The sequence below is a fragment of the Dyella jiangningensis genome (genome assembly GCF_003264855.1).
Lineage (GTDB): Bacteria > Pseudomonadota > Gammaproteobacteria > Xanthomonadales > Rhodanobacteraceae > Dyella > Dyella jiangningensis_C.
The window spans coordinates 143,014-162,613 of the sequence record NZ_NFZS01000005.1; the positions used below are offsets into that span (position 1 = coordinate 143,014).

Annotated in this window: 13 protein-coding genes; 7 read left to right on the forward strand and 6 right to left on the reverse strand. The window is 65.5% G+C overall.

All coding sequences use genetic code 11. The features are described from left to right. Positions 1-41: 41 nt before the first annotated feature. Together coxB and CA260_RS18635 are read right to left on the reverse strand one after the other, a co-directional pair. Positions 42-995: a cytochrome c oxidase subunit II gene (coxB, locus tag CA260_RS18630; RefSeq protein ID WP_111984571.1), complete on the reverse strand. Its 954-nt coding sequence runs from the start codon at positions 993-995 to the stop codon at positions 42-44. A gap of 20 nt (positions 996-1,015) precedes the next feature. Next, a complete protein-coding gene (locus tag CA260_RS18635; protein ID WP_111984687.1) occupies positions 1,016-1,456 on the reverse strand; it encodes a DUF2244 domain-containing protein in 441 nt (146 codons plus the stop codon). A 499-nt stretch (positions 1,457-1,955) separates the two neighbouring features. Here CA260_RS18635 and putA point away from each other — a divergent pair, with 499 nt between their 5' ends. Beyond that, the gene (gene putA / locus CA260_RS18640; RefSeq protein WP_111984572.1) at positions 1,956-5,111 is read left to right on the forward strand and encodes a bifunctional proline dehydrogenase/L-glutamate gamma-semialdehyde dehydrogenase PutA; all 3,156 of its coding nucleotides are present in this window, start codon (positions 1,956-1,958) and stop codon (positions 5,109-5,111) included. A gap of 51 nt (positions 5,112-5,162) precedes the next feature. Continuing rightward, entirely contained in the window at positions 5,163-5,900 is a 738-nt protein-coding gene (locus CA260_RS18645) for a TlpA family protein disulfide reductase (protein ID WP_172461910.1), read from the forward strand. A gap of 1 nt (position 5,901) precedes the next feature. Here the strand turns inward: CA260_RS18645 and CA260_RS18650 are convergent, their stop codons facing one another. The 3 genes from CA260_RS18650 to CA260_RS18655 form a co-directional block, all read right to left on the reverse strand. Then, positions 5,902-7,410 carry a flavin-containing monooxygenase gene (locus CA260_RS18650; RefSeq protein ID WP_111984574.1) on the reverse strand — a complete coding sequence of 503 codons (1,509 nt, stop codon included), beginning with the start codon at positions 7,408-7,410 and terminating at the stop codon, positions 5,902-5,904. Between the two features lie 97 nt (positions 7,411-7,507). Further along, a complete protein-coding gene (locus CA260_RS21220; RefSeq protein ID WP_172461911.1) occupies positions 7,508-7,681 on the reverse strand; it encodes a hypothetical protein in 174 nt (57 codons plus the stop codon). A 279-nt stretch (positions 7,682-7,960) separates the two neighbouring features. Next, positions 7,961-8,767 (reverse strand): acid phosphatase, encoded by an 807-nt coding sequence (locus CA260_RS18655; RefSeq protein ID WP_172461912.1) that lies wholly within the window; start codon positions 8,765-8,767, stop codon positions 7,961-7,963. Between the two features lie 127 nt (positions 8,768-8,894). Here CA260_RS18655 and CA260_RS18660 point away from each other — a divergent pair, with 127 nt between their 5' ends. Together CA260_RS18660 and CA260_RS18665 are read left to right on the forward strand one after the other, a co-directional pair. Beyond that, positions 8,895-9,971, forward strand: coding sequence for an AraC family transcriptional regulator (locus tag CA260_RS18660; RefSeq protein ID WP_111984576.1), 1,077 nt, complete (start codon positions 8,895-8,897; stop codon positions 9,969-9,971). Between the two features lie 174 nt (positions 9,972-10,145). After that, on the forward strand, positions 10,146-12,245 hold the full coding sequence (locus CA260_RS18665; RefSeq protein WP_111984577.1) for a TonB-dependent siderophore receptor: 2,100 nt from the start codon (positions 10,146-10,148) through the stop codon (positions 12,243-12,245). Positions 12,246-12,392: 147 nt separating this feature from the next. Here the strand turns inward: CA260_RS18665 and CA260_RS18670 are convergent, their stop codons facing one another. After that, positions 12,393-14,174 carry a DUF2334 domain-containing protein gene (locus CA260_RS18670; RefSeq protein WP_111984578.1) on the reverse strand — a complete coding sequence of 594 codons (1,782 nt, stop codon included), beginning with the start codon at positions 14,172-14,174 and terminating at the stop codon, positions 12,393-12,395. 494 nt (positions 14,175-14,668) lie between these two features. Between CA260_RS18670 and CA260_RS18675 the strand changes: the two genes are divergently transcribed. The 3 genes from CA260_RS18675 (at position 14,669) to CA260_RS18685 (ending at position 19,599) form a co-directional block, all read left to right on the forward strand. Beyond that, complete coding sequence (locus CA260_RS18675) at positions 14,669-15,907, forward strand: parallel beta-helix domain-containing protein (RefSeq protein WP_111984579.1); 1,239 nt, start codon at positions 14,669-14,671, stop codon at positions 15,905-15,907. A 13-nt stretch (positions 15,908-15,920) separates the two neighbouring features. Further along, positions 15,921-17,063: an SO2930 family diheme c-type cytochrome gene (locus tag CA260_RS18680; protein WP_111984688.1), complete on the forward strand. Its 1,143-nt coding sequence runs from the start codon at positions 15,921-15,923 to the stop codon at positions 17,061-17,063. 61 nt (positions 17,064-17,124) lie between these two features. Then, complete coding sequence (locus tag CA260_RS18685) at positions 17,125-19,599, forward strand: TonB-dependent receptor (protein WP_111984580.1); 2,475 nt, start codon at positions 17,125-17,127, stop codon at positions 19,597-19,599. The last annotated feature ends 1 nt before the right edge of the window (position 19,600 follow it).

A 19,600-nucleotide genomic window follows, 5' to 3' on the forward strand; every position in this document is an offset into this window, starting at 1 on the left:
ACCTCTACCTTAAAGCGGAAACGTTTGGACGAGCTGAGTAATCAGCCCTGATGGCCCTGCGAAACGGGTGCGTCGGTGGCCTGGGCCGTGGCAGGTGCTGCGGCGGTGGAAGCCGCAGCCGGCGCCGGCTGCTTCGCCTGCGCCTCCTGGTCAGCCAACCACTTCTCGAACTCGGCCTTCGGCAACGCCTTGACCACGATCGGCATGAAGCCGTGGTCCTGGCCGCACAGCTCGGCGCACTGGCCGCGGTACTCACCCGGCTCCTTGATGTTGGTCCAGGCGGCGTTGACGATGCCCGGGATGGCATCGATCTTCCAGCCCAGCGCCGGCACCCACCAGGAGTGGATCACGTCGCCCGCGGTGATCACGAAACGGATCTTGGTGCCGACCGGTACCACCAGCGGCTTGTCCACGTTGATCAGGTAGGTGTTGTAACCGTCGACCTGCACGGCGCGCGGGTCAAGGCCCGAATTGAGCTGGCGGGTCTCGTCGCTCTCGTGGTCGAGCTTGGACATGAAGCCGACCTTCTCGATCGCCTTGCCCTTGTAGTCGACGTAGTCGTAACGCCACTTCCACTGGTAGCCGGTGACCTTCACGGTCATCTCCGAGCCGGTGGTATCGGCGAAGGTGCGCAGGCCGCCCGTGGCGAGATAGGCCAGCACGATGAGGATGATCACCGGAATGGTGGTCCACACGATCTCGAGCAGCGTGTTGTGCGACCACTTCTCGGCCACCGCGCCACGCGATTTGCGGAAGCGGAACATGGCGATGAACATCGCGCCGAACACCAGGATGCCGATGACGACGCAGACGCCCAGGGCGACGTTGTTGAGGAAGTACGCCTCGGGCGACCACTCGGTCACGCCGCGCGTCATGTTCAACTGTCCTGGCTGCGGATTGGCGAATGCCGCGCCGCCGAACATTGCGAGAGCGAAGAGCGCGCATGCCGCGACTGCTCGCTTGATACTGCCAGGCCTGATGCCGCCAGATGTCATGTCTTGCACCTTTGTTGAACCTACTTGCGCTGCTTTTGGTTGAGCTCCGCCAGCAACACCTTGAGTTTCCTTGACAGCTCGGCGCGCTCCTCTTCACCGAGAAACGCCCCGATTTCCAGCTCCTTACCGTGCGACGTCAGCAATAGACGATCCCTTCCTTGACTGGCCTGCAGCTGCACGCGCACCCAATACGTCTGAAAGCGCGCACTGCGCCGACCTGGCAGGGATTGCACCTCCAGCGACGATTCGTCGAGGGTGATGCGCTCGCTGCGGTCGCCGGCCCGCCAGGCCACGCCAAGGGCGATAGCCACCGCGGAAGACTCGACCAACGCAAACAGCGGAGCGAAGACATTCCCCTGCCACGCCCCCAGCACGGCCGTCGTCAGTGCCAGCGCCGCCAGAACTCCGATCAATCGACGCAGGTCGCGACGGCTGAGGGCACGATTGGGCTTGAGCCACATGGTCGCGCACGGCAAGCCGGCAGCAGCTGGTCGAAGCACGATCATGAGAACCCGGCGTGCCTGGAACCCGGGCATGATAGGCCGCGACGGTGTCGATGGGCAAGAATGCCGCACCCCCTTGATTTGAAGCGCGCATGAATAGGTGCGTGCACAGGTCGCACAACGCGGGAAACACGCACGCTGCGCCGATTCTTTTGCGCGCCATGGGTTTGGGACGCGCGGAAACGACGACACCGTGAGCATGCCTGACGCTTGACGCAGGGGTGCGACCGTTTGCCACGGTCCGCCGCGACCGCGAGCCGACGACGGCGACGGTTCGCCCGATCCGCTCGGCCAATCGATCGTCTTGAACCGCCACTGGGGCCGGCCGGCCTCGCACATATATATGTAGCGACCGGCGACGGCGCCTGCCGCACCGCAACACCCCATACGGGTGCGTGCGCCCTACCCCGCGCGTACAATTCCGCGATTCCCCACCTGTCCTTTCGGCTACACCTCTGTGACCCAGCCCATTCTCAGCCCCGAACTCCCGACCGGCGTCGAACCGGCGCGTGCGCGCATCACGGCCAACTGGCTGCGCGACGAGACCGAAGCGGTCAACGACCTGCTGGCGCAAGCCACGCTGCCGCCCGTCGAACGCGAAAAGGTCATCGACCTCGCCGCCGACCTGGTGACCCGCGTGCGCGCCCGCGCCAAGGACCAGAGCGCGGTCGAGTCCTTCATGCGCCAGTACGACCTGTCGTCGGAAGAAGGCGTGCTGCTGATGTGCGTGGCCGAAGCGCTGCTGCGCATCCCCGACAAGAGCACCGCGGACAAGCTGATCCGCGACAAGCTGGGCGATGCCAACTGGAAGAAGCATCTCGGCCAGAGCGAGTCGCTGTTCGTCAACGTGTCGACCTGGGGCCTGATGCTCACCGGCAAGCTGGTGACGCTGTCGGAGGAAACCCGCCACGACTTCACCGGCGCGCTGCGCCGCCTGGTCGGCCGCGCGGGCGAGCCGGCGATCCGCCTCGCGGTGCGCCAGGCCATGCGCATCATGGGCCACCAGTTCGTGATGGGTCAGACCATCGGCGACGCGCTGGACCGCTGCGCGCAGAAGGAATACGCGGTGTATCGCTATTCCTACGACATGCTGGGCGAATCGGCACTCACCAGCGAAACCGCCGAGCGCTACCAGCAGGATTACCGCAACGCGATCGCTTCGATCGGTTCACGCGGCCCGTTCGCCAACCACACCGATGCGCCGTCGATCTCGGTGAAGCTCTCGGCGCTGCACCCGCGTTACGAAGTGGCCAAGCGCGAGATCGCCCGCCGCGATCTCACCGCCAAGCTGCTGGAGCTGTCGCAGCTGGCGATGAAGCAGGGCATCGCGCTCTCCGTCGACGCGGAAGAAGCGGACCGTCTCGAACTCTCGCTCGACATCATCGGCGACGTGTTCGCGCATCCCTCGCTGGAAGGCTGGAACGGCCTGGGCATCGTGGTGCAGGCATACTCCAAGCGCACGCCGTTCGTGATCGACTGGCTGATCGAAACCGCGCGCGCCACCGGCCGCCGCTGGTACGTGCGCCTGGTGAAGGGCGCCTACTGGGATGCCGAAGTGAAGCGCGCCCAGGAGAACGGCCTCGCCGGCTATCCGGTGTACACGCGCAAGCCGAACACCGACGTGTCCTATCTCGCCTGCGCGCGCAAGCTGTTCGATGCCGGCGTGGAGCTGATCTACCCGCAGTTCGCCACGCACAACGCGCACACCATCGCCGCCGTGCATCACCTGGCGCAGGGCCGTCCGTATGAGTACCAGCGCCTGCACGGCATGGGCACCGATCTCTACGCCGAAGTGATCGGCAAGCAGAACCTCAACGTGCCGTGCCGCGTGTACGCGCCGGTGGGTACGCATGAAGACCTGCTGCCCTACCTGGTGCGCCGCCTGCTCGAGAACGGTGCCAACACCAGCTTCGTCAACCGCGTGGTCGACGAAACACTGCCGGTGCGCGAACTGGTCGCCGATCCGTGCGAGACCGTGCGCGCCTTTGCCTCCATCCCTCACCCGCGCATCCCGCTGCCGGTGAATCTCTACGGTGAACTGCGGAAGAATTCCATGGGCGTCAACTTCTCCAACGACAATGAACTGAAGGCCCTCGCCGAGGCTGTGCAAGCCAAGTCGGGTCCGTGGACCGCCGAGCCGCTGGTGCCGGGCGCCAAGAGCACGGGCGCCACCGTGGCGGTAACCAATCCGGCGGATCGCCGCCAGTCGGTGGGCAGCTATGTCGCCGCCGACAGCGCCACCGTGGAGAAGGCCCTGGCCAACGCCGTCGCCGCACAGCACAACTGGGATCGCCTGCCGGCCGCCAGCCGCGCCGCGATCCTCGAGCATGCGGCGGAACTGCTGGAAGCACGCCGCGGCGAGTTCATCGCGCTGTGCGTGCGTGAAGCGGGCAAGAGCCTGCCGGACTCGATCGCCGAGATCCGCGAGGCCGCCGACTTCCTGCGCTACTACGCCACCATGGCGCGCCGCCTGTTCGGCCATCCGGAACAGCTGCCCGGCCCCACCGGCGAGAGCAACCAGCTGTTCTTGAACGGCCGCGGCGTGTTCGTCTGCATCAGCCCGTGGAACTTCCCGCTGGCGATCTTCCTGGGACAGGTCAGTGCCGCGCTCGCCGCCGGCAACGCCGTGATCGCCAAGCCGGCCGAGCAGACCAGCCTGATCGGCTACGCCGCGGTGAAGCTGCTGCACGAAGCCGGCGTGCCGGCCGAGGTGCTGCAGTACCTGCCGGGTGACGGCGCCACGGTCGGTGCCGCACTCACCAAGGATCCGCGCGTCGCGGGCGTCGCCTTCACCGGATCCACCGAGACCGCGTGGGCGATCAACCGCGCTCTCGCGGCGCGCAACGCGCCGATCGCCGCACTGATCGCCGAGACCGGCGGCCAGAACGCGATGATCGCCGACTCCTCCGCGCTGCCCGAGCAGATCGTCAAGGACGTGGTCGCCTCCGCCTTCCAGTCCGCCGGCCAGCGTTGCTCGGCCGCGCGCGTGCTGTTCGTGCAGGAAGACATCGCCGACAAGGTGTGCGAGATGCTCGCCGGCGCCATGGCCGAGCTGAAGGTTGGCGATCCGGGCCAGCTCTCCACCGACGTGGGCCCGGTGATCGACGAGGATGCCAAGAAGATCCTGGTCGACCATGCCGCGCGCATGGACAAGGAAGCGAAGAAGATCGGCGAAGTGACGCTCGACGCCGCCAACACCGGCAACGGCACCTTCTTCGCGCCGCGCGCCTACGAGATCCCGGGCCTGTCGACGCTGACCCGCGAAATCTTCGGTCCGGTGCTGCACGTGATCCGCTGGAAGGCGGACGAACTGCCCAAGGTGGTCGAGGCGATCAACGCCACGGGCTACGGCCTCACGCTCGGCATCCACAGCCGCATCAACGACACCGTGGACTACATCCAGAGCCACGCGCGCGTGGGCAACTGCTACGTCAACCGCAACCAGATCGGCGCGGTGGTCGGCGTGCAGCCGTTCGGCGGCGAGGCGCTGTCGGGCACCGGCCCGAAGGCAGGCGGCCCGCACTACCTGCTGCGTTTCGCCGGCGAGCGCACACTCACCATCAACACCACGGCGGCCGGCGGCAACGCTTCGCTGCTGACCATCGGCGAGTAATCGCATCACGGGCCGGTGCCAATGCGCCGGCCCGTTGCGCCTGGAGGACGCATGCGGATCGCCCGGCTCCTCGCACTGGCCTTCCTCGCCTGCACGTTCGCGCTGCACGCGCAGCCGCAGGACACCGGGCTTACCGATCCCGCTCAGCTCGGCGCCACTGCCAACACACGCTATCTCGACGCGGCCGGGCGCCCGCTCGACGTCGGGTCGTTCATGCGGCAGGTCAACGAAGGCAAGCGCTACAGCCGCACGCGCGACACGCAGGCCGGCGCGGCCATGCTGCGCATCACGGGGCCTGCGCCCGGGCATCGCGGCATCCGTCTCGCCTTTGGCCGCGGCGACCGCTTTCCGCCATTCGAACTGCCCTCACTCGATGGCGACACGAAACGCTTGGGCGATTGGCACGGCCGCTATACGTTCGTGAGTTTCTACTTCGCCGACTGCGCGCCATGCATCGCCGAAGCACCGGTGCTGATGGCGTATGCACGCGAACATCCCGACATGAACTTCGTGGCGATCACCTACGAGGACGCCACGGATGCGAAACGCTTCGCCACCGACCGCCATTTCGACTGGCCGATACTGCACGATGGCCAGGGCCTGATCGACGTACTCGGCGTGAGCGTGTATCCGACGCTGATGCTGATCGATCCGGACGGCCGCATCGCAGGCGCCGCCGTGGGCATGGCGATGCGCGACGATCAAGCCAAGCGACTGGCGGATCTCACGGGATGGATCGAGCAGTGGAAGCGCGTCGAGCCGGCCTCGCCGCCTAACGGAACGCGCTGATTCAACGCGAAGGCACCGCGAACGGTGGCGCCTCCGGCGCGACGGCCAGGCGATCCAGCTCCAGTGCGACATCCGCCACGGGTTGCCGCAACAACAGGTCGCAGTCGCGCTCGTAGTTGTTGAGCACGCGCCACGGCACCTCACGTCCCTGCCGCGGCAGCACGGGTGCGCCACGCTGCACGTAGCCCGAGGTCAGCGAACCCATGATGGTTTCGTCCTGTCGCTCGCCCATGGGAGCGCGCGGGGTGACGACCTCCACGCCGTGACTCGCCATGTAGTCGAACAGGCGGCAGAGGTAGCGTGCGGCAATGTCGGCCTTCAACGTCCATGGCGCATTGGTATAGCCAAAGATGCAGCCGAAGTTCGGCGTGTCCTGCAGCAGCACGCCCTTGTAGGTCACCAGTTCGCCCATCACGCGCGGCTCGCCATCCACCTGCAGGCTCATGCCGCCGAGCGTCTGCATTTCCAGTCCGGTGGCCGTGACGACGATGTCCGCCCGCAAGTCTTCACCCGACTGCAGACGGATGCCTTGCTCGGTGAAGCTCGCGATGCGATCGGTCACCACGGAGGCCTTGCCGCTCTTGATCGCCTCGAACAGATCCGCATCCGGCACCACGCACAGGCGCTGGTCCCACGGCTGGTAGTCCGGCGTGAAGTGCCGCATGTCGGCATCCGCGGGCAGGTGCTTGCGCGCGCCACCGATGAGGAACGCACGCACCTTGTCCGGCCACCGGCGCGCGGCCTTGTAGATGAGTCGGGTGAGGAAGATGTTGCGCCGTCGCGCCATGCGGAACACCAACGACTTCGGCAGGAAGCGCCCAAGCACCTCGGATATCTTGTCGAAGCGCGGCAGCGAGAGGATGTAGCTCGGTGAACGCTGCAACATGGTGACATGCGCGGCGTCGACCGCCATCGCCGGCACCAGCGTCACGGCGGTCGCACCACTGCCGATGATGACCACGCGCTTGCCTCGGTAGTCGAGGTTTTCGGGCCACTGCTGCGGATGCATGCGCAGGCCGCGGAACTGTTCTTCGCCGGGAAAACTCGGCAGATGACCGCGGTCGTAGTTGTAGTAGCCCGTGCAGACGATCAGGAAACGGCAGATGAAGTCGCGCGTTTCGTTGCGCGATTCGTCGAGCGCATGCACGGTCCAGCGGCGCTCGCGACTGGACCACGACGACGACACGACCTTCAGGCCGTAGTGGATGTTTCCGTCGACGCCGTACTGCTGCGCCGTCTCCATCACGTAGTTGCGGATGGACGCACCGTCCGCCATGACATCCAGCGCATGCCAAGGCCGGAACGCGTAGCCAAAGGTGAACATGTCCGAGTCCGAACGCACGCCGGGATAGCGGAACAGATCCCACGTGCCACCCATGGCGGTGCGGCGCTCGATCAACGCCACGCGCAGCCGTGGATGCTCCATCGCAAGATGGCAGGCCATGCCGATGCCTGACAGGCCGGCACCGATGATCAACACGTCGCTTGCAGACGAAGCATCCTGGTTCATGCATCGTTCCCCGTGGCCGCCCATACGGGATGAGCGCGGCTAGCTTACGCCCTGTGCGGCAGCGACATGACCAGCAGGAAATTGCGTGGCATGGGTCTCACCAGGCAATGCGCCGTGCGAGCACGTGGCAACCCAATGCATAAGCGGCGGTGACGCCTGCGGCCGAGGCGAGTATCAGCATCATCCAGGCGAGCGGATCGGTAAGCACGCGCCAGAGGCTCCACTCGGCCGACGCCATCATGGCGATGAAGGTTGCAGCCGCGAACAGCACGCCAACGTAACGCGCCCACAGGCGCAGCCTTCTCGGAACGGGTGGATAAAGGCAGCTTGGCTTACCTGGAGACGTGGAATGGGAGCTCATGCGAACGGGCTGACACAGGCAATCGATGGGGAGCCGATAGCCTAGAAATCAGCGAAGTCCGACAACATCAGACAAATCCGATATTCCACTACTGGTCGCACCTACAGGGTGCCCACCCTTGGTCCGGCGTGACACGGCGGCGGCATACCCTTCCACCAAGCCTGGGATGGCGCTCGCCATCCGTCAGGATCAGTAGGGCGTGGTCTCGATCAAGGCCTTCTCCGCCGCACACTGCGGACCGGCGCCAGCGGTGTTCGACTGGCGATAGGCATCCAGTTCGCGGCGGGCATCGCCCAGGCCGGCCTGGAACGACGGCGAGGCGTGCAGGACCGCGACGACGGCCGCGCCGTTCATGGCGCCGGCCTCGATCGCGCTGAGATTGTGCACGCCGCACACCACGCGGCTGTCGCCGAACGCACGTGACCGCAACAGCAGATCGGTGGCCCGGTCGGGCGCGAGTTCCGTGAGCACCAGGCCCACCGCCCAGCCGCGGGCGGCGTGGCCCGAGGGATAGTCGAAGCTGCGCGACAGCTGCAGCGTGGATTGGCACGTGGCGCCGGAGTCGATCAGGAACGGACGCTGGCGCTGATTGGCCTTCTTCGCGGGGCTGGTGGAGGCGTCTGCCGCCTTGCTGGCCAGGTCCACCAGTGCCGCCAGTTTCGGCAGACGCGCCGCGTCGAGCGGGACGCCCATCGCACAGCTGAAGTCCGCCATCAGCTTGGGCGTGGCGTAGTCCACATCCTGCTGGGCCAGCAGCCAACGCGGCGAACCCTCCAGGGCGCGGGTGGCGCGGAAGACACCTCGATCGGCCTCGTAGCGCGGCGAACCGGCCTTGGGCGCCGCAGGCAGCAACACGGCGGTCTGCAATTCGGCGGTGGCCGTGGCCACCGCCGAGGCAGATGCGCTCGTGGTGGTTTTTGTCGGCGCGCAGCCGGCAGCAAGCAGCAGCGCGAGCAAAAAACCGGCATGCGCGACAGGGATCATGGCTCTGTTCACGTGGCTCCCCCTCCTACTCGGCTGGGTCCGGGTCGTGGTGCATTGCATAAGGTGATTCGTCGTTCGCCATGATATAGATCAAATCCACGTCCGATCTTTCCGACGTGAGGGGATGGGAGCAGCCACGATGACGTCCGTATCCACGGGCCATCCAATCGATGACACGGTGACGGCGCTGCTGAGTGCCGACCCGCGCTACACGGCGGCCGAAACCCCGCCGAACGTCCTCGTGCACCTCACCCAGCTAGCGTTGGCGCGCGGCATCCGCTGCGATGAGTGGTTCGCCGGATCGGGCCTGACCCGCGAGCAGCTCAACGATCCGACCCTGCGGGTGAGCTACCGGCAGACGCGCTCGGTCATCCGCCGTGCGCTGCTGGCCACCGGCGAGGCCGGCCTGGGCCTGGCCGTGGGGCGTCGCGAGACGCTCGGCAGCTTCGGCCTGCTCGGCCTTGCCATGATGACCTCGGCCACCTTCGGCGATGCCATGAAGGTGGGCATCACCCATCACCGGGTGAGTGGCAGCCTGCTGGACGTGACCTTCGAGGAAGTGGGCCCGCGCGAGGTGGCATTGGCGGCCTGGCCGCGCTTCAACGACGCCCCCTTGCTGCCCTTCCTGTGCGAGGAGCTGTTCGCGAGCGCGCTGGCCATCGCCCGCGAATTGCTGGGCCGTGCGTTCAATCCGTCGCGACTGGAAGTGACGTATGCCCGTCCGGCGTACGCCGACGCGTATGCCGATTATTTCGGCTGCGAACTGGCGTTCGGCGCGCGCTACAACCGCGTCGTGCTCGACGTGTCGTGGCTCGCCCAGCCGCTGCCCACGCACAACCCGCTCACCGCCCAGCAGTCGCTGGCCCTGTGCATGCAGCAGTACGACGCCAGCGGCGTGCAGCAGGAAATCGTCGCCTCGGTGGAACGGCTGCTGCGCAGCCATCTGCGCCAGCAACCGCGCCTGCCGGACGTGGCGCGCATGCTCAACATGAGCGAGCGCTCCCTGCGTCGGCGTCTTGCCGAGAGCGGCCGCATCTTCCGCGAGATCCACGATCGCGTGCGTGCCGAGCGCGCACTGGAACTGCTCCACGGCGGCACGCTGAGCGTGGCCGAGATCGGCCTGGAAATCGGCTTCAGCGATCCTCGCGAATTCCGCCGCGCCTTCAAGCGGTGGACCGGCATGGCCCCGCGCAGCGCGCGCCAGCACGCCGCCTGAGCGCCCTCACCCGATGACCTCTTCCGCCTCGCCAGACGGGGTGTGGCCTGCGCCTGCCCGGTCGATTTGACGCAGGCCCTTTGAGCGGACAATAAGAATCATTATCATTCCGTTATTCGATGGGCGCGCCGGCAGGCTGCGGACCATTGCCGCTCCGCTGTAGGGAAACATCACATGCCCGCCCTTTTGCCCAGAACCGCGCTTCTGGTTGCCATCTCGCTCGCCCTGTCCGGTCCGGCCTTTGCCGCGGCGTCCAGCGACACGGCCACGAAAACCGACGACACCACCGAAAAGAACAGCGTCAATCTCGAAGCCGTCAACGTCGTCTACTCCACCACCAAGACCGAAACGCCCGCGGTGGAGATTCCCCAATCCGTCAGCAGCATCACGCCGGACCGCATGCAGCTTTACGGCGTGCAGGGCCTGGACGAAGCGGTGCGCTATCTCGCCGGCGCCGTCGGCGGCAGCTATGGCGCCGACCCGCGCAGCGACTGGATCCTCGTGCGCGGCTACGACCCGGCCAAGTTCCTCGACGGCCTGGCGCTGCCCAACGGCGACTGGACGGCCGATTCGCGCATCGAGCCCTACGGCCTGGAGCGCGTGGAAGTGAACAAGGGCCCGTCGTCGGCGATGTACGGCCAACTGCCGCCGGGCGGCATGATCGACATGACCAGCAAGCGTCCAAGCCTGGAGGCCCCGCACGAAATCGAGGCCACCGTGGGCAGCTTCAACCAGAAGCAGCTGGCCGGCGACACCGGCGGGCAGCTCGACAACGACGGCCACTGGTTGTGGCGCATCGTGGCGCTCGCTCGCCAGGGTGACTCCAACATCAAACACTCGAAGGACGATCGCTACTACTTCGCGCCCAGCCTGACCTGGCAGCCGGACGACAACACCTCCCTCACCCTGCTGCCGCGCTACCAGCGCACGCTGTCCGACGGCGTGGGCGGTTTCCTGCCGTCGCAGGGCACGCTGTATCCCAACCCCAACGGGCAGATTCCGCGCGACGTGAATCCGGGCGAGCCGGGTTACGACCACTACTGGAAGACCGACGAGTCGATCGGCTACGCCTTCAACCACCGCTTCAGCGACGTGTGGTCGTTCCGTCAGGACCTGCGCCTGCAGAACACCAAGGTGGACCACCGCTCGATCGGCAGCCTGGGTCTTGAGGACGACCTGCGCACGCTCGATCGCTACAACTATCCGCTGGTCGACCACGCCAACCTGTTTGCCGTGGACAACCAGGTGGAAGCGAAATTCGACCAGGGCAGCGTGCAGCACAACGTGCTGATGGGCGTGGACTACCTGCATAGCCACAACGACTACAAGTCGGGCTTCGGCTCCGCCGCGCCGATCGACATTTTCGATCCCGTCTACGGCCAGCCGATTCCGCCGGCGCCGTTCACGTACCACACCAACAGCCTGCTCGAGCAACTGGGCGCGTACGTGCAGGACCAGGTCACCCTTGGCAAGTGGGGCATCGTCGCCAGCGGCCGACAGGACTGGGTGAGCAACGACGTGAAGGACCTGATCGCCGGCACGCGCCGCAAGCAGGACGACAACGCGTTCTCCGGCCGCCTCGGCATCAACTACACCACCGATATCGGCCTGGTGCCTTACGTCGCCTACTCCCACTCGTTCAAGACCACGGTGGGCACCACGTTCGACGGCAGCGCCTACAAGCCGATCACCGGCGACCAGTACGAGGGCGGCCTCAAGTACCAGACGCCGGATGGCCGTTCGCTGATCACCGGCGCTGTCTACCAGCTCACGCAGAAGAACGCGCTCACGGTCGACCCCGATCACCTGTTCTTCTCGCTGCAGCAGGGCCAGACGCGTACACGCGGCGCGGAGCTTGAAGCGAACGTGGCGGTCACCGATCACCTCGACATGACTGCCGCTTACGCGTACACCGACGCGAAGGTGACGCACGCCAATGACGCCACGCTCGGCAAGCAGGTCGCGCTGGTACCCAGGCAGCAGGCATCTGTCTCCGCGGATTACACGGTGCACGAAGGCACGCTCGCAGGCCTGGGCTTTGGCGGCGGCGTGCGCTTCATCGGCGAGCACTACGGCGACGCGAACAACCAGTTCCGCACCGGTGGCTACACCTTGTTCGATGCCCACGCGCATTACGACATCGACCACTGGCGCTTCCAGGTCACGGCCGCCAACCTGTTCGACCGCGAATACGTCAGCGCCTGCAACAGCGCGATCTGGTGCTACTACGGTTACCCGCGCGAGATCACGGTGTCGGCACGCTACCGCTGGTGATGCGCGCGGGTCCGGTCAGCCGACAGGCGGCCGGCACGATGGACGAACGGCGCCCATGGCTGAAACTCGCCCAGTCACGCATCGATACCGCGGCCATGCAGATGGCCGGCAGACCATCATCATGCGATGGCCTGCCGGCATCGACGCTCAATTGCCCTGCTTGATCGAGCGTGAGGTCACGAACGTGTAGCCCATGCCCTGCACGCCTTCGACGATCTGCTTCAGGTAGCTGATGTCGAGATACGGGTGGAAGAAGAAGCTCAACACGCCGTCCTGGACCACCGTGTTGCAGTTGGCGCTGTACAGGATGTCGGCGGGGAAGCGCGCCGGGTTGTGGTTGAACGGAACCAGCTCGACGTTGCCGAGTTCTTCCGGGATCACGATGGTGCCGAAGATGTCGCGCACCACATAGGTGTAGTACTGCCCGTAGATCTTCGTGTAATCGGGCGTGCCCGCACCGCATGCCCCCTTGGGACACCAGCCACTGGCGAACAGTCCGCGGTCGTAGCGGGCGTTGAACTGGGAATCGAAGGCCTGGTAGTCGAGCGCGGAGCCCGCGTAATGCGGCGGCACGAAGAAGTTCGGCCAGTTGAAACCCGCCAGGTCGAATTCATTGAACCCGTTCTGGATGCGCCCGAGTGCCCAGTCGATGGAGTCTTCGGCCACCGGCGTGTCGTAGACCACGTAGTTGTCCGGGCTGATGTGCGCGCGATAGAACTCGAAGTCGTCGCCGGTGACGCCGCTATACGGATTGGCGACGCTCGAGTACTGGTGCGTGTAGCCGTGCATCACGATCAGCCCGCCCTTGGAGACCATGTACTTCAACGCGCTGATGACGGCGGGCGTCTGGCTGAGGCGCTTCGTGAGCGGCACGCCGTTGTTGTAGTAGCCCTTCGGGTCGACGTAGACCGGAATGACCGCGACGCTGAAGGGCACCTGCCTGCTGTACAGGTAGTCGGCGACCGCGCGCAGCTCGGTGGGGTCGGCCATGGGGTCGACGTCCTCGATACGTACCAGTGCGTGCTTGCGGGCCAGCATCGCCGGGTTGGAGACCTTGCCGATCAGGTCCACCGCGGCCAGATAGCGATCGTTCGGGCCGACATAGCTGAAGGGAATCTCGCCGATGTAGGTGAGGTTGCCGCCTTTGGTCGCCCAGTTGACGATGCCGCCGGTGCCATTGGTGGCGAAGGCGAGCACCTGTGCCTTGGCGGGGTCGTTGATCACCGTCTGCAGCAGGCCCGAAGGCACTGAGTTCGGATCGCGCTGCAGCGCCACGCCCTTGTAGGTCACCTTCAGCGTGTTGCTGAAGTCGAAGTACATCGGGGTGAATCCGTACTTGCCGGCGAAGTTCGCCGAACGTGCGGAGAGCTGCCAGATGTTGTCGTTGATCCACAGCACCGGCTTGGTCGTCGCCAGCACGTCGTCGAGCATTTCCACCGGGATGGGCTCGTTGTAGGCCGAGCCGACGTAGATCATGCCGGTGAAGTAACTGAGATCACCGGAGGCATAGTCCACCGCACGCTCCAGCGTGTACTGGCTGCCGTGGCTGGCCAGGTTGGCGGCCATAACCGCGTAGGCCTCGCCCAGCCAGCCGTAGGGTCCGGTGCTGTCGTAGACCACCAGCGTCTTCTGATTTGGGTTCGATCCCGGCGCCCCGGTGTATCCGTTCGATGGGACGGGGGGAACGTAGGTCAGGCTGGCCGCATGGATCCTCGTCGCGTGGACCACGTTCAACGTCGTCGGCAGGGCCGCGCTGGGCGGCTGCGGCGGCGCGGGCAGCATGCGCCGGTCATGGCCGTGGTTGGTGGACGACGCCGGCTGCACGGCGTCGGCAAGGGATACGAATCCGAACGCCGCCGAAAACGCCAGCAGGGTGCGGAAAAGGCAGGACTTGAGCCCGGGCGGCCCCATCGAGATTGACCTGGTCATGGGAGTGCCTCGCACACATGGGTGGAATCGAAGCGCGCCAGACGAAGTGGGCTGACGTGCACCGTACCGGAGTGCGATCTACATCCCGAATAGGCAGGCCCTGTTCCCGCGAAGGGAAAGCCTCGCCTCCAACGAGGGAGTCTACGCTCCGCCCGGCCATCTGCTTCCCTGTCAGAGGAGGTATGGCTTTCAGCGCGACGTCAGCGAGGCCAGTCAAGCGAACACACACGGGCTCCGGCGAGACGCGCTGCCGCGTCCGCTCACGGATGCCCCACAGCGTGCGACCACCCTGCCTCCTGTCGGGCTGCCGCATCATCGAACCTGGACGGGGTGGCGCCGCCGCGCTCCGAAGAGCAACGGCTCGGGGAAATTCAAACGCTTGTCACACTGGCCGAATTACCCCCCTTCGCCGCCACTGCCGCCCTCCCCAGCCCGTCAACAATTCGTGACAGTGGCTCGTCACGCAATCAACCGCTACTGGGGAGTAAGCGACCATGCGCAGGACCCTTCTGTTTCTTGCTTTGCCGTTGGCGTTGGCTGCCTGCAACCACGAAGCACCGCCGGCGCAGAACAGCGCCGATGCCACGTTCGAATCCAAGCTCCAGCAGCAGTTCCTGGATGCCAAGCCGGGCACGGTCATCGAGATTCCGGCCGGCCACTACCACCTCACGCGCGGCCTGAGCCTGCGCACCGACGGCGTGACCATCAAGGGCGCCGGCATGGACAAGACGGTGCTGTCCTTCAAGGGACAGGTGGTCGGCCCGGAGGGCCTGCTGGTCAATGCCAATGACTTCACCATCGAGAACCTGGCGTTCGAGGACACCAAGGGCGATGCGCTGAAGATCAACCAGGGCAAGAACATCACCATCCGCGGCGTGCGCGTGGAATGGACCGGTGGCCCCAAGACCACCAACGGCGCCTACGGCCTGTACCCGGTGAAGACGCAGAACGTGCTGGTGGAAGACTCCGTGGTGATCGGCGCCTCCGATGCCGGCATCTACGTGGGCCAGTCCAACAACATCATCGTTCGCCGCAACCGCGCCGAGTACAACGTGGCCGGCATCGAGATCGAGAACTCGGTGAACGCCGACGTGTACGAGAACACCGCCACCAACAACACCGGCGGCATCCTCGTGTTCAACATGCCCAACCTCTCGCAGGCGGGCCACAGCACGCGCGTGTTCAAGAACAAGACGTTCGCCAACAACACCGACAACTTCGCCGCCAAGGGCGCGGCGGTGGCCAGCGTGCCGCGCGGCTCGGGCGTGGTGGTGAACTCCAACGACAAGGTGGAGATCTTCGACAACGACATCGCCGACAACCAGACGGCGAACGTGATCATCTCCAGCTACTTCTCCACCAACTACTACAACACCAAGGGCGTCGCGGCCGATTACAACCCCTATCCCAAGGGCATCTTCATCTATGACAACCGCTTCAAGGGCGGCGGCGATTCGCCGGACGGCTTCAAGCTGAAGACCCTGAAGACCGCGGTGTACGGCCTCAGCGGCAAGTTCCCGGACATCCTGTGGGACGGCTATGTCGACGAGAAGAAACTGGTGAATGGCCTGCCGCCGGCGGAAGACCGTTTCTGCATCCAGAACGGCGACGTGGGCGTGATCAACGCCGATGGCCCGCACGACTACAAGAACCCCAGCACCGACACCAAGGCGTACCAGTGCACGCTGCCGAAGCTGCCGCCGGTTGTGCTCGATCCCGAACCGAAGGCTTGAGGTGCGCGTGTTGATGAAGTCCTGCCTGCGTTTGCTGTTGTTGTCCCTGGCATTGCTGGCGGCTGGATGCCACCGCGATCTCGATCCGGTGGCGTTCCATGCCGATGGCCGTCCACCGCACCTGAGTGACTGGCACGTGGTGGAAGTGCGTGGCGGCAAGCTGGTGTTGAACCAGGGCGTCGTGCCGTACGACTTGAACACGCCCTTGTTCACCGACTACGCGCACAAGCTGCGCACGGTCTGGATGCCCAAGGGCGTATCGGCCAAATACGACCCGACCGACACGTTCGATTTTCCGGTGGGCACCATCATCAGCAAGACCTTCTACTACCCGCGTTCGGGCACCGGGAAGTTCAGCGACGTGGCGCGCACGTACGACAGTTCGCACGACTTCGCCGGCGAAGGTCTGGACCTGGCGAACGTGCACCTGATCGAGACGCGCATCCTGGTGCATCGCGAATCAGGCTGGGCGGCGATCCCGTATGTGTGGAAGGACGACCAGAGCGATGCGGAACTGGCGCGCACGGGTGCCGTCATTCCGCTGACCCTGGTCGCCGACAACGCCGACCGCGAAGACTTCAACTACGTCGTACCCGACGAAAGCCAGTGCTCGAGCTGCCACGCGCAGGACTGGGTGACGCGCAAGATCCATCCGATCGGACCGAAGGCGCGCCATCTCAATCGCGATTACCACTACGCGACCGGCGAAGAAAACCAACTCGCGCACCTGATGAAGGCGGGCTACCTCGCGGGTGCGCCGGAACCGGGGCAGGCCCCGCGCAACGCGAACTGGATGGATGAGCAGGCGTCGCTCGACGCCCGCGCGCGCGCCTACCTCGACATCAACTGCGGTCACTGCCACAACCCGAAGGGTGCAGCCAACACGACCGGGTTGACGCTCGACGTGAGTGTTCCGGAAGACCGCCACCTGGGCGTCTGCAAGCCGCCGGTCGCGGCGGGACGTGGTACCGGCGACCATCTGTTCGACATCGTTCCCGGTTTGCCGGAGGACTCCATCCTGCCGTATCGCATGGATTCCGCCGACCCGGGCGTGATGATGCCGGAGTTGGGCCGAAGTACGGTGCATCGAGAGGGTGTTGCACTGATCAAGGCATGGATTGCGGCGCAGTCGGGGGGCTGCGTCGCGATTCACTAAGGAAGCACCAAGCCGCGACCCCAAGGTCGCGGCCTTTTCTTATTCGAGGGGAGATCTGGTGATGATGATTCATCCGCGTCCGCTGTCCGTCTGTCTGCGCCGCCTGTTGCTCGGCAGTTCCGTGTTGATCGCCGGCGTCCCGCTTGGCGCCTTCGCCGCCGAAGCATCACCGAGCGGCACACAAGACAGCAGCGCCAGCAGCAGTAGCACACAGGCCGATCCCGAGAAGGCCAAGCTGCTCGGCAACATCACCGTGACGGCGCAGAGCCGCACGCAGGAAGTGCAGTCGGTGCCGATTCCGGTGCAGATCGTGACGTCCAAGCAGATCGACACGCTGGCCGCCACCGACCTCAGCAAGATGGACATCTTCGTGCCGGGCCTGGTGATCGGCGCCGAGCAGCCCACGCAGCCGACCTACGAGCTGCGCGGCATCGCCACCAGCAACTTCGGCATCGGCACCGAATCGGCCGTGGGTGTCTATATCAACGGCGTGTACGCCGCGCGCTCCGGCGGCTCGCTGCTGGCCTTCAACGACATCGCGCGCATCGAAGTGCTGAAGGGACCGCAAGGCACGCTGTTCGGCCGCAACGCGGCGGCAGGTGCGATCTCCATCGTCACCAACGAACCGACCGACAAGTTCGAAGGCAAGGGGCGCGTGCGCGTGGGCAATGACGGCCGCCGCTACGCCGATGCACTGGTGAATATTCCGATCAACAAGGACATGGCGCTGCGCCTGAGCGTCGTCGACAACCAGAGCGACGGCTGGATCAAGGATGCCGCCACCGGCAAGGAATACGGCAAGGACAACGACTGGGGCACCCGCGCGGTGTTCCGCTGGAACGTCACCGACAACACGCGCGTGCTTCTGTCATGGGACCACGAGAAGCTCAACCAGCCGCCACAGCCGGCGATCGGCCTGGTGCCGCTGTCCAACGACACCAATCAACGCGCGCCTTTCCCCGCGGATCCGTCGACGTACTACAACCCGCTGCACGCGCCGCTCTACAACGACACCGTCGGCGGCAAGGAGACGCGCCGGTTCGACGATGGCACGCTGCAGATCGACCACGCGTTCTCCTGGGGCGACCTCGTGTCGACCACTGCCTGGCGCGGCTTCGACACGTTCAACAAGGGTGACTACGACGGCACCAACCACATCGTGACTTACCTCGATACTGCCAACATCGAGCACAACAACAGCTGGTACCAGGAGTTCAAGCTCTCCGGCAATACGGACCTGATGGACTGGGTCGGGGGCGTGAGCTACTACCAGGAGCAGGCGCGCCAGACCAGCCAGACCAATGTCTTCACGGACAGCCTCGATACGCTGGCGCAGAACGTCATGGGCGTAGGCACGCCGCTCACCGACATCGGCAATGCGATCACGGCGATGGGGCTGCCGGTATCGCTGCTGGGCGATCCGTGGCACGAGGGCATCAGCAATGACGGCAACTTCAAGGCCTATGCCGCGTTCGGCGACGTGATCTGGCACATCTCCGACCGCTTCGACCTGACCACCGGCCTGCGCTACACGCGCGACAAGAAGGATTTCAGCTGGTACACCATGCCGCGCAGCGCGCCGCAGTTCGATGCGACGATCGCCGGCCTGCAGGGCCTTGGCATCGTCGACATGCTGCCGCCGGAAGCGCAGATGGCGCTGGCCGCGTTCGGCGGCAACGTGATCTTCCCCAACGCCGTGGGCGAGCACATCAAGGCGAGCAACACGTGGAACAACGTGAGCCCGCGCGTGGTGGCCAGCTACAAGTTCACGCCTGACGTGATGGGCTACTTCTCCGTTACCAAGGGCTACAAGGCGGGCGGCTACAACAGCGTGCAGGTGGGTTCGGAGTTCGCGCCGGAAAAGGTGATCAACTACGAAGCGGGCATCAAGACGCTGTTCCCCGAGCACAACCTGCTGCTCAACGCCTCGACGTATTACTACCGCTACGACAACAAGCAATCGCTGCAGCTCGATCCGAACTACAGCGGCTCGGGCGTGCCGATCTACATCGTCAACAGCACCGACCAGGAGGCCAAGGGCCTGGAGCTTGAAGCGCAGTGGCAGCCGGTCGACAGCCTGCGCCTCAGCTTCATGGGCGCGTATATCGACTCGACCTATCGCAAGGGCGTCGCGCCGGACGGCATCGTGCTCACCGGCCAGCCCACCGGCACGCCGAAGTTCTCCGGCACGGCATCGCTGGCCTACACTTGGCATCAGGTGTTCAACGGCGACCTGGAGTTCGACGTGGCGCAGGCCTACCGTGGCAAGTCGCGCTGCAACAACGACTCGGAGTTCCAGGGCGAGTGCGTGATCAGCCCGAGCTTCAAGGTCGGCACCAGCCAGCAGCGGACCGATGCGCGCCTTGACTGGCACGCGCCGGGCGACCGCTGGGGCGTCGCGCTGTATGGCACCAATGTCTTCAACAAGCGTTACGTGACCGGCGTGAACAACATCACCACCACCGTGTTCGGCACACCGTTCGCGTCCATCTCTCCGCCCCGCATGTGGGGCCTCGAACTGCGCGCGAAGTTCTGAC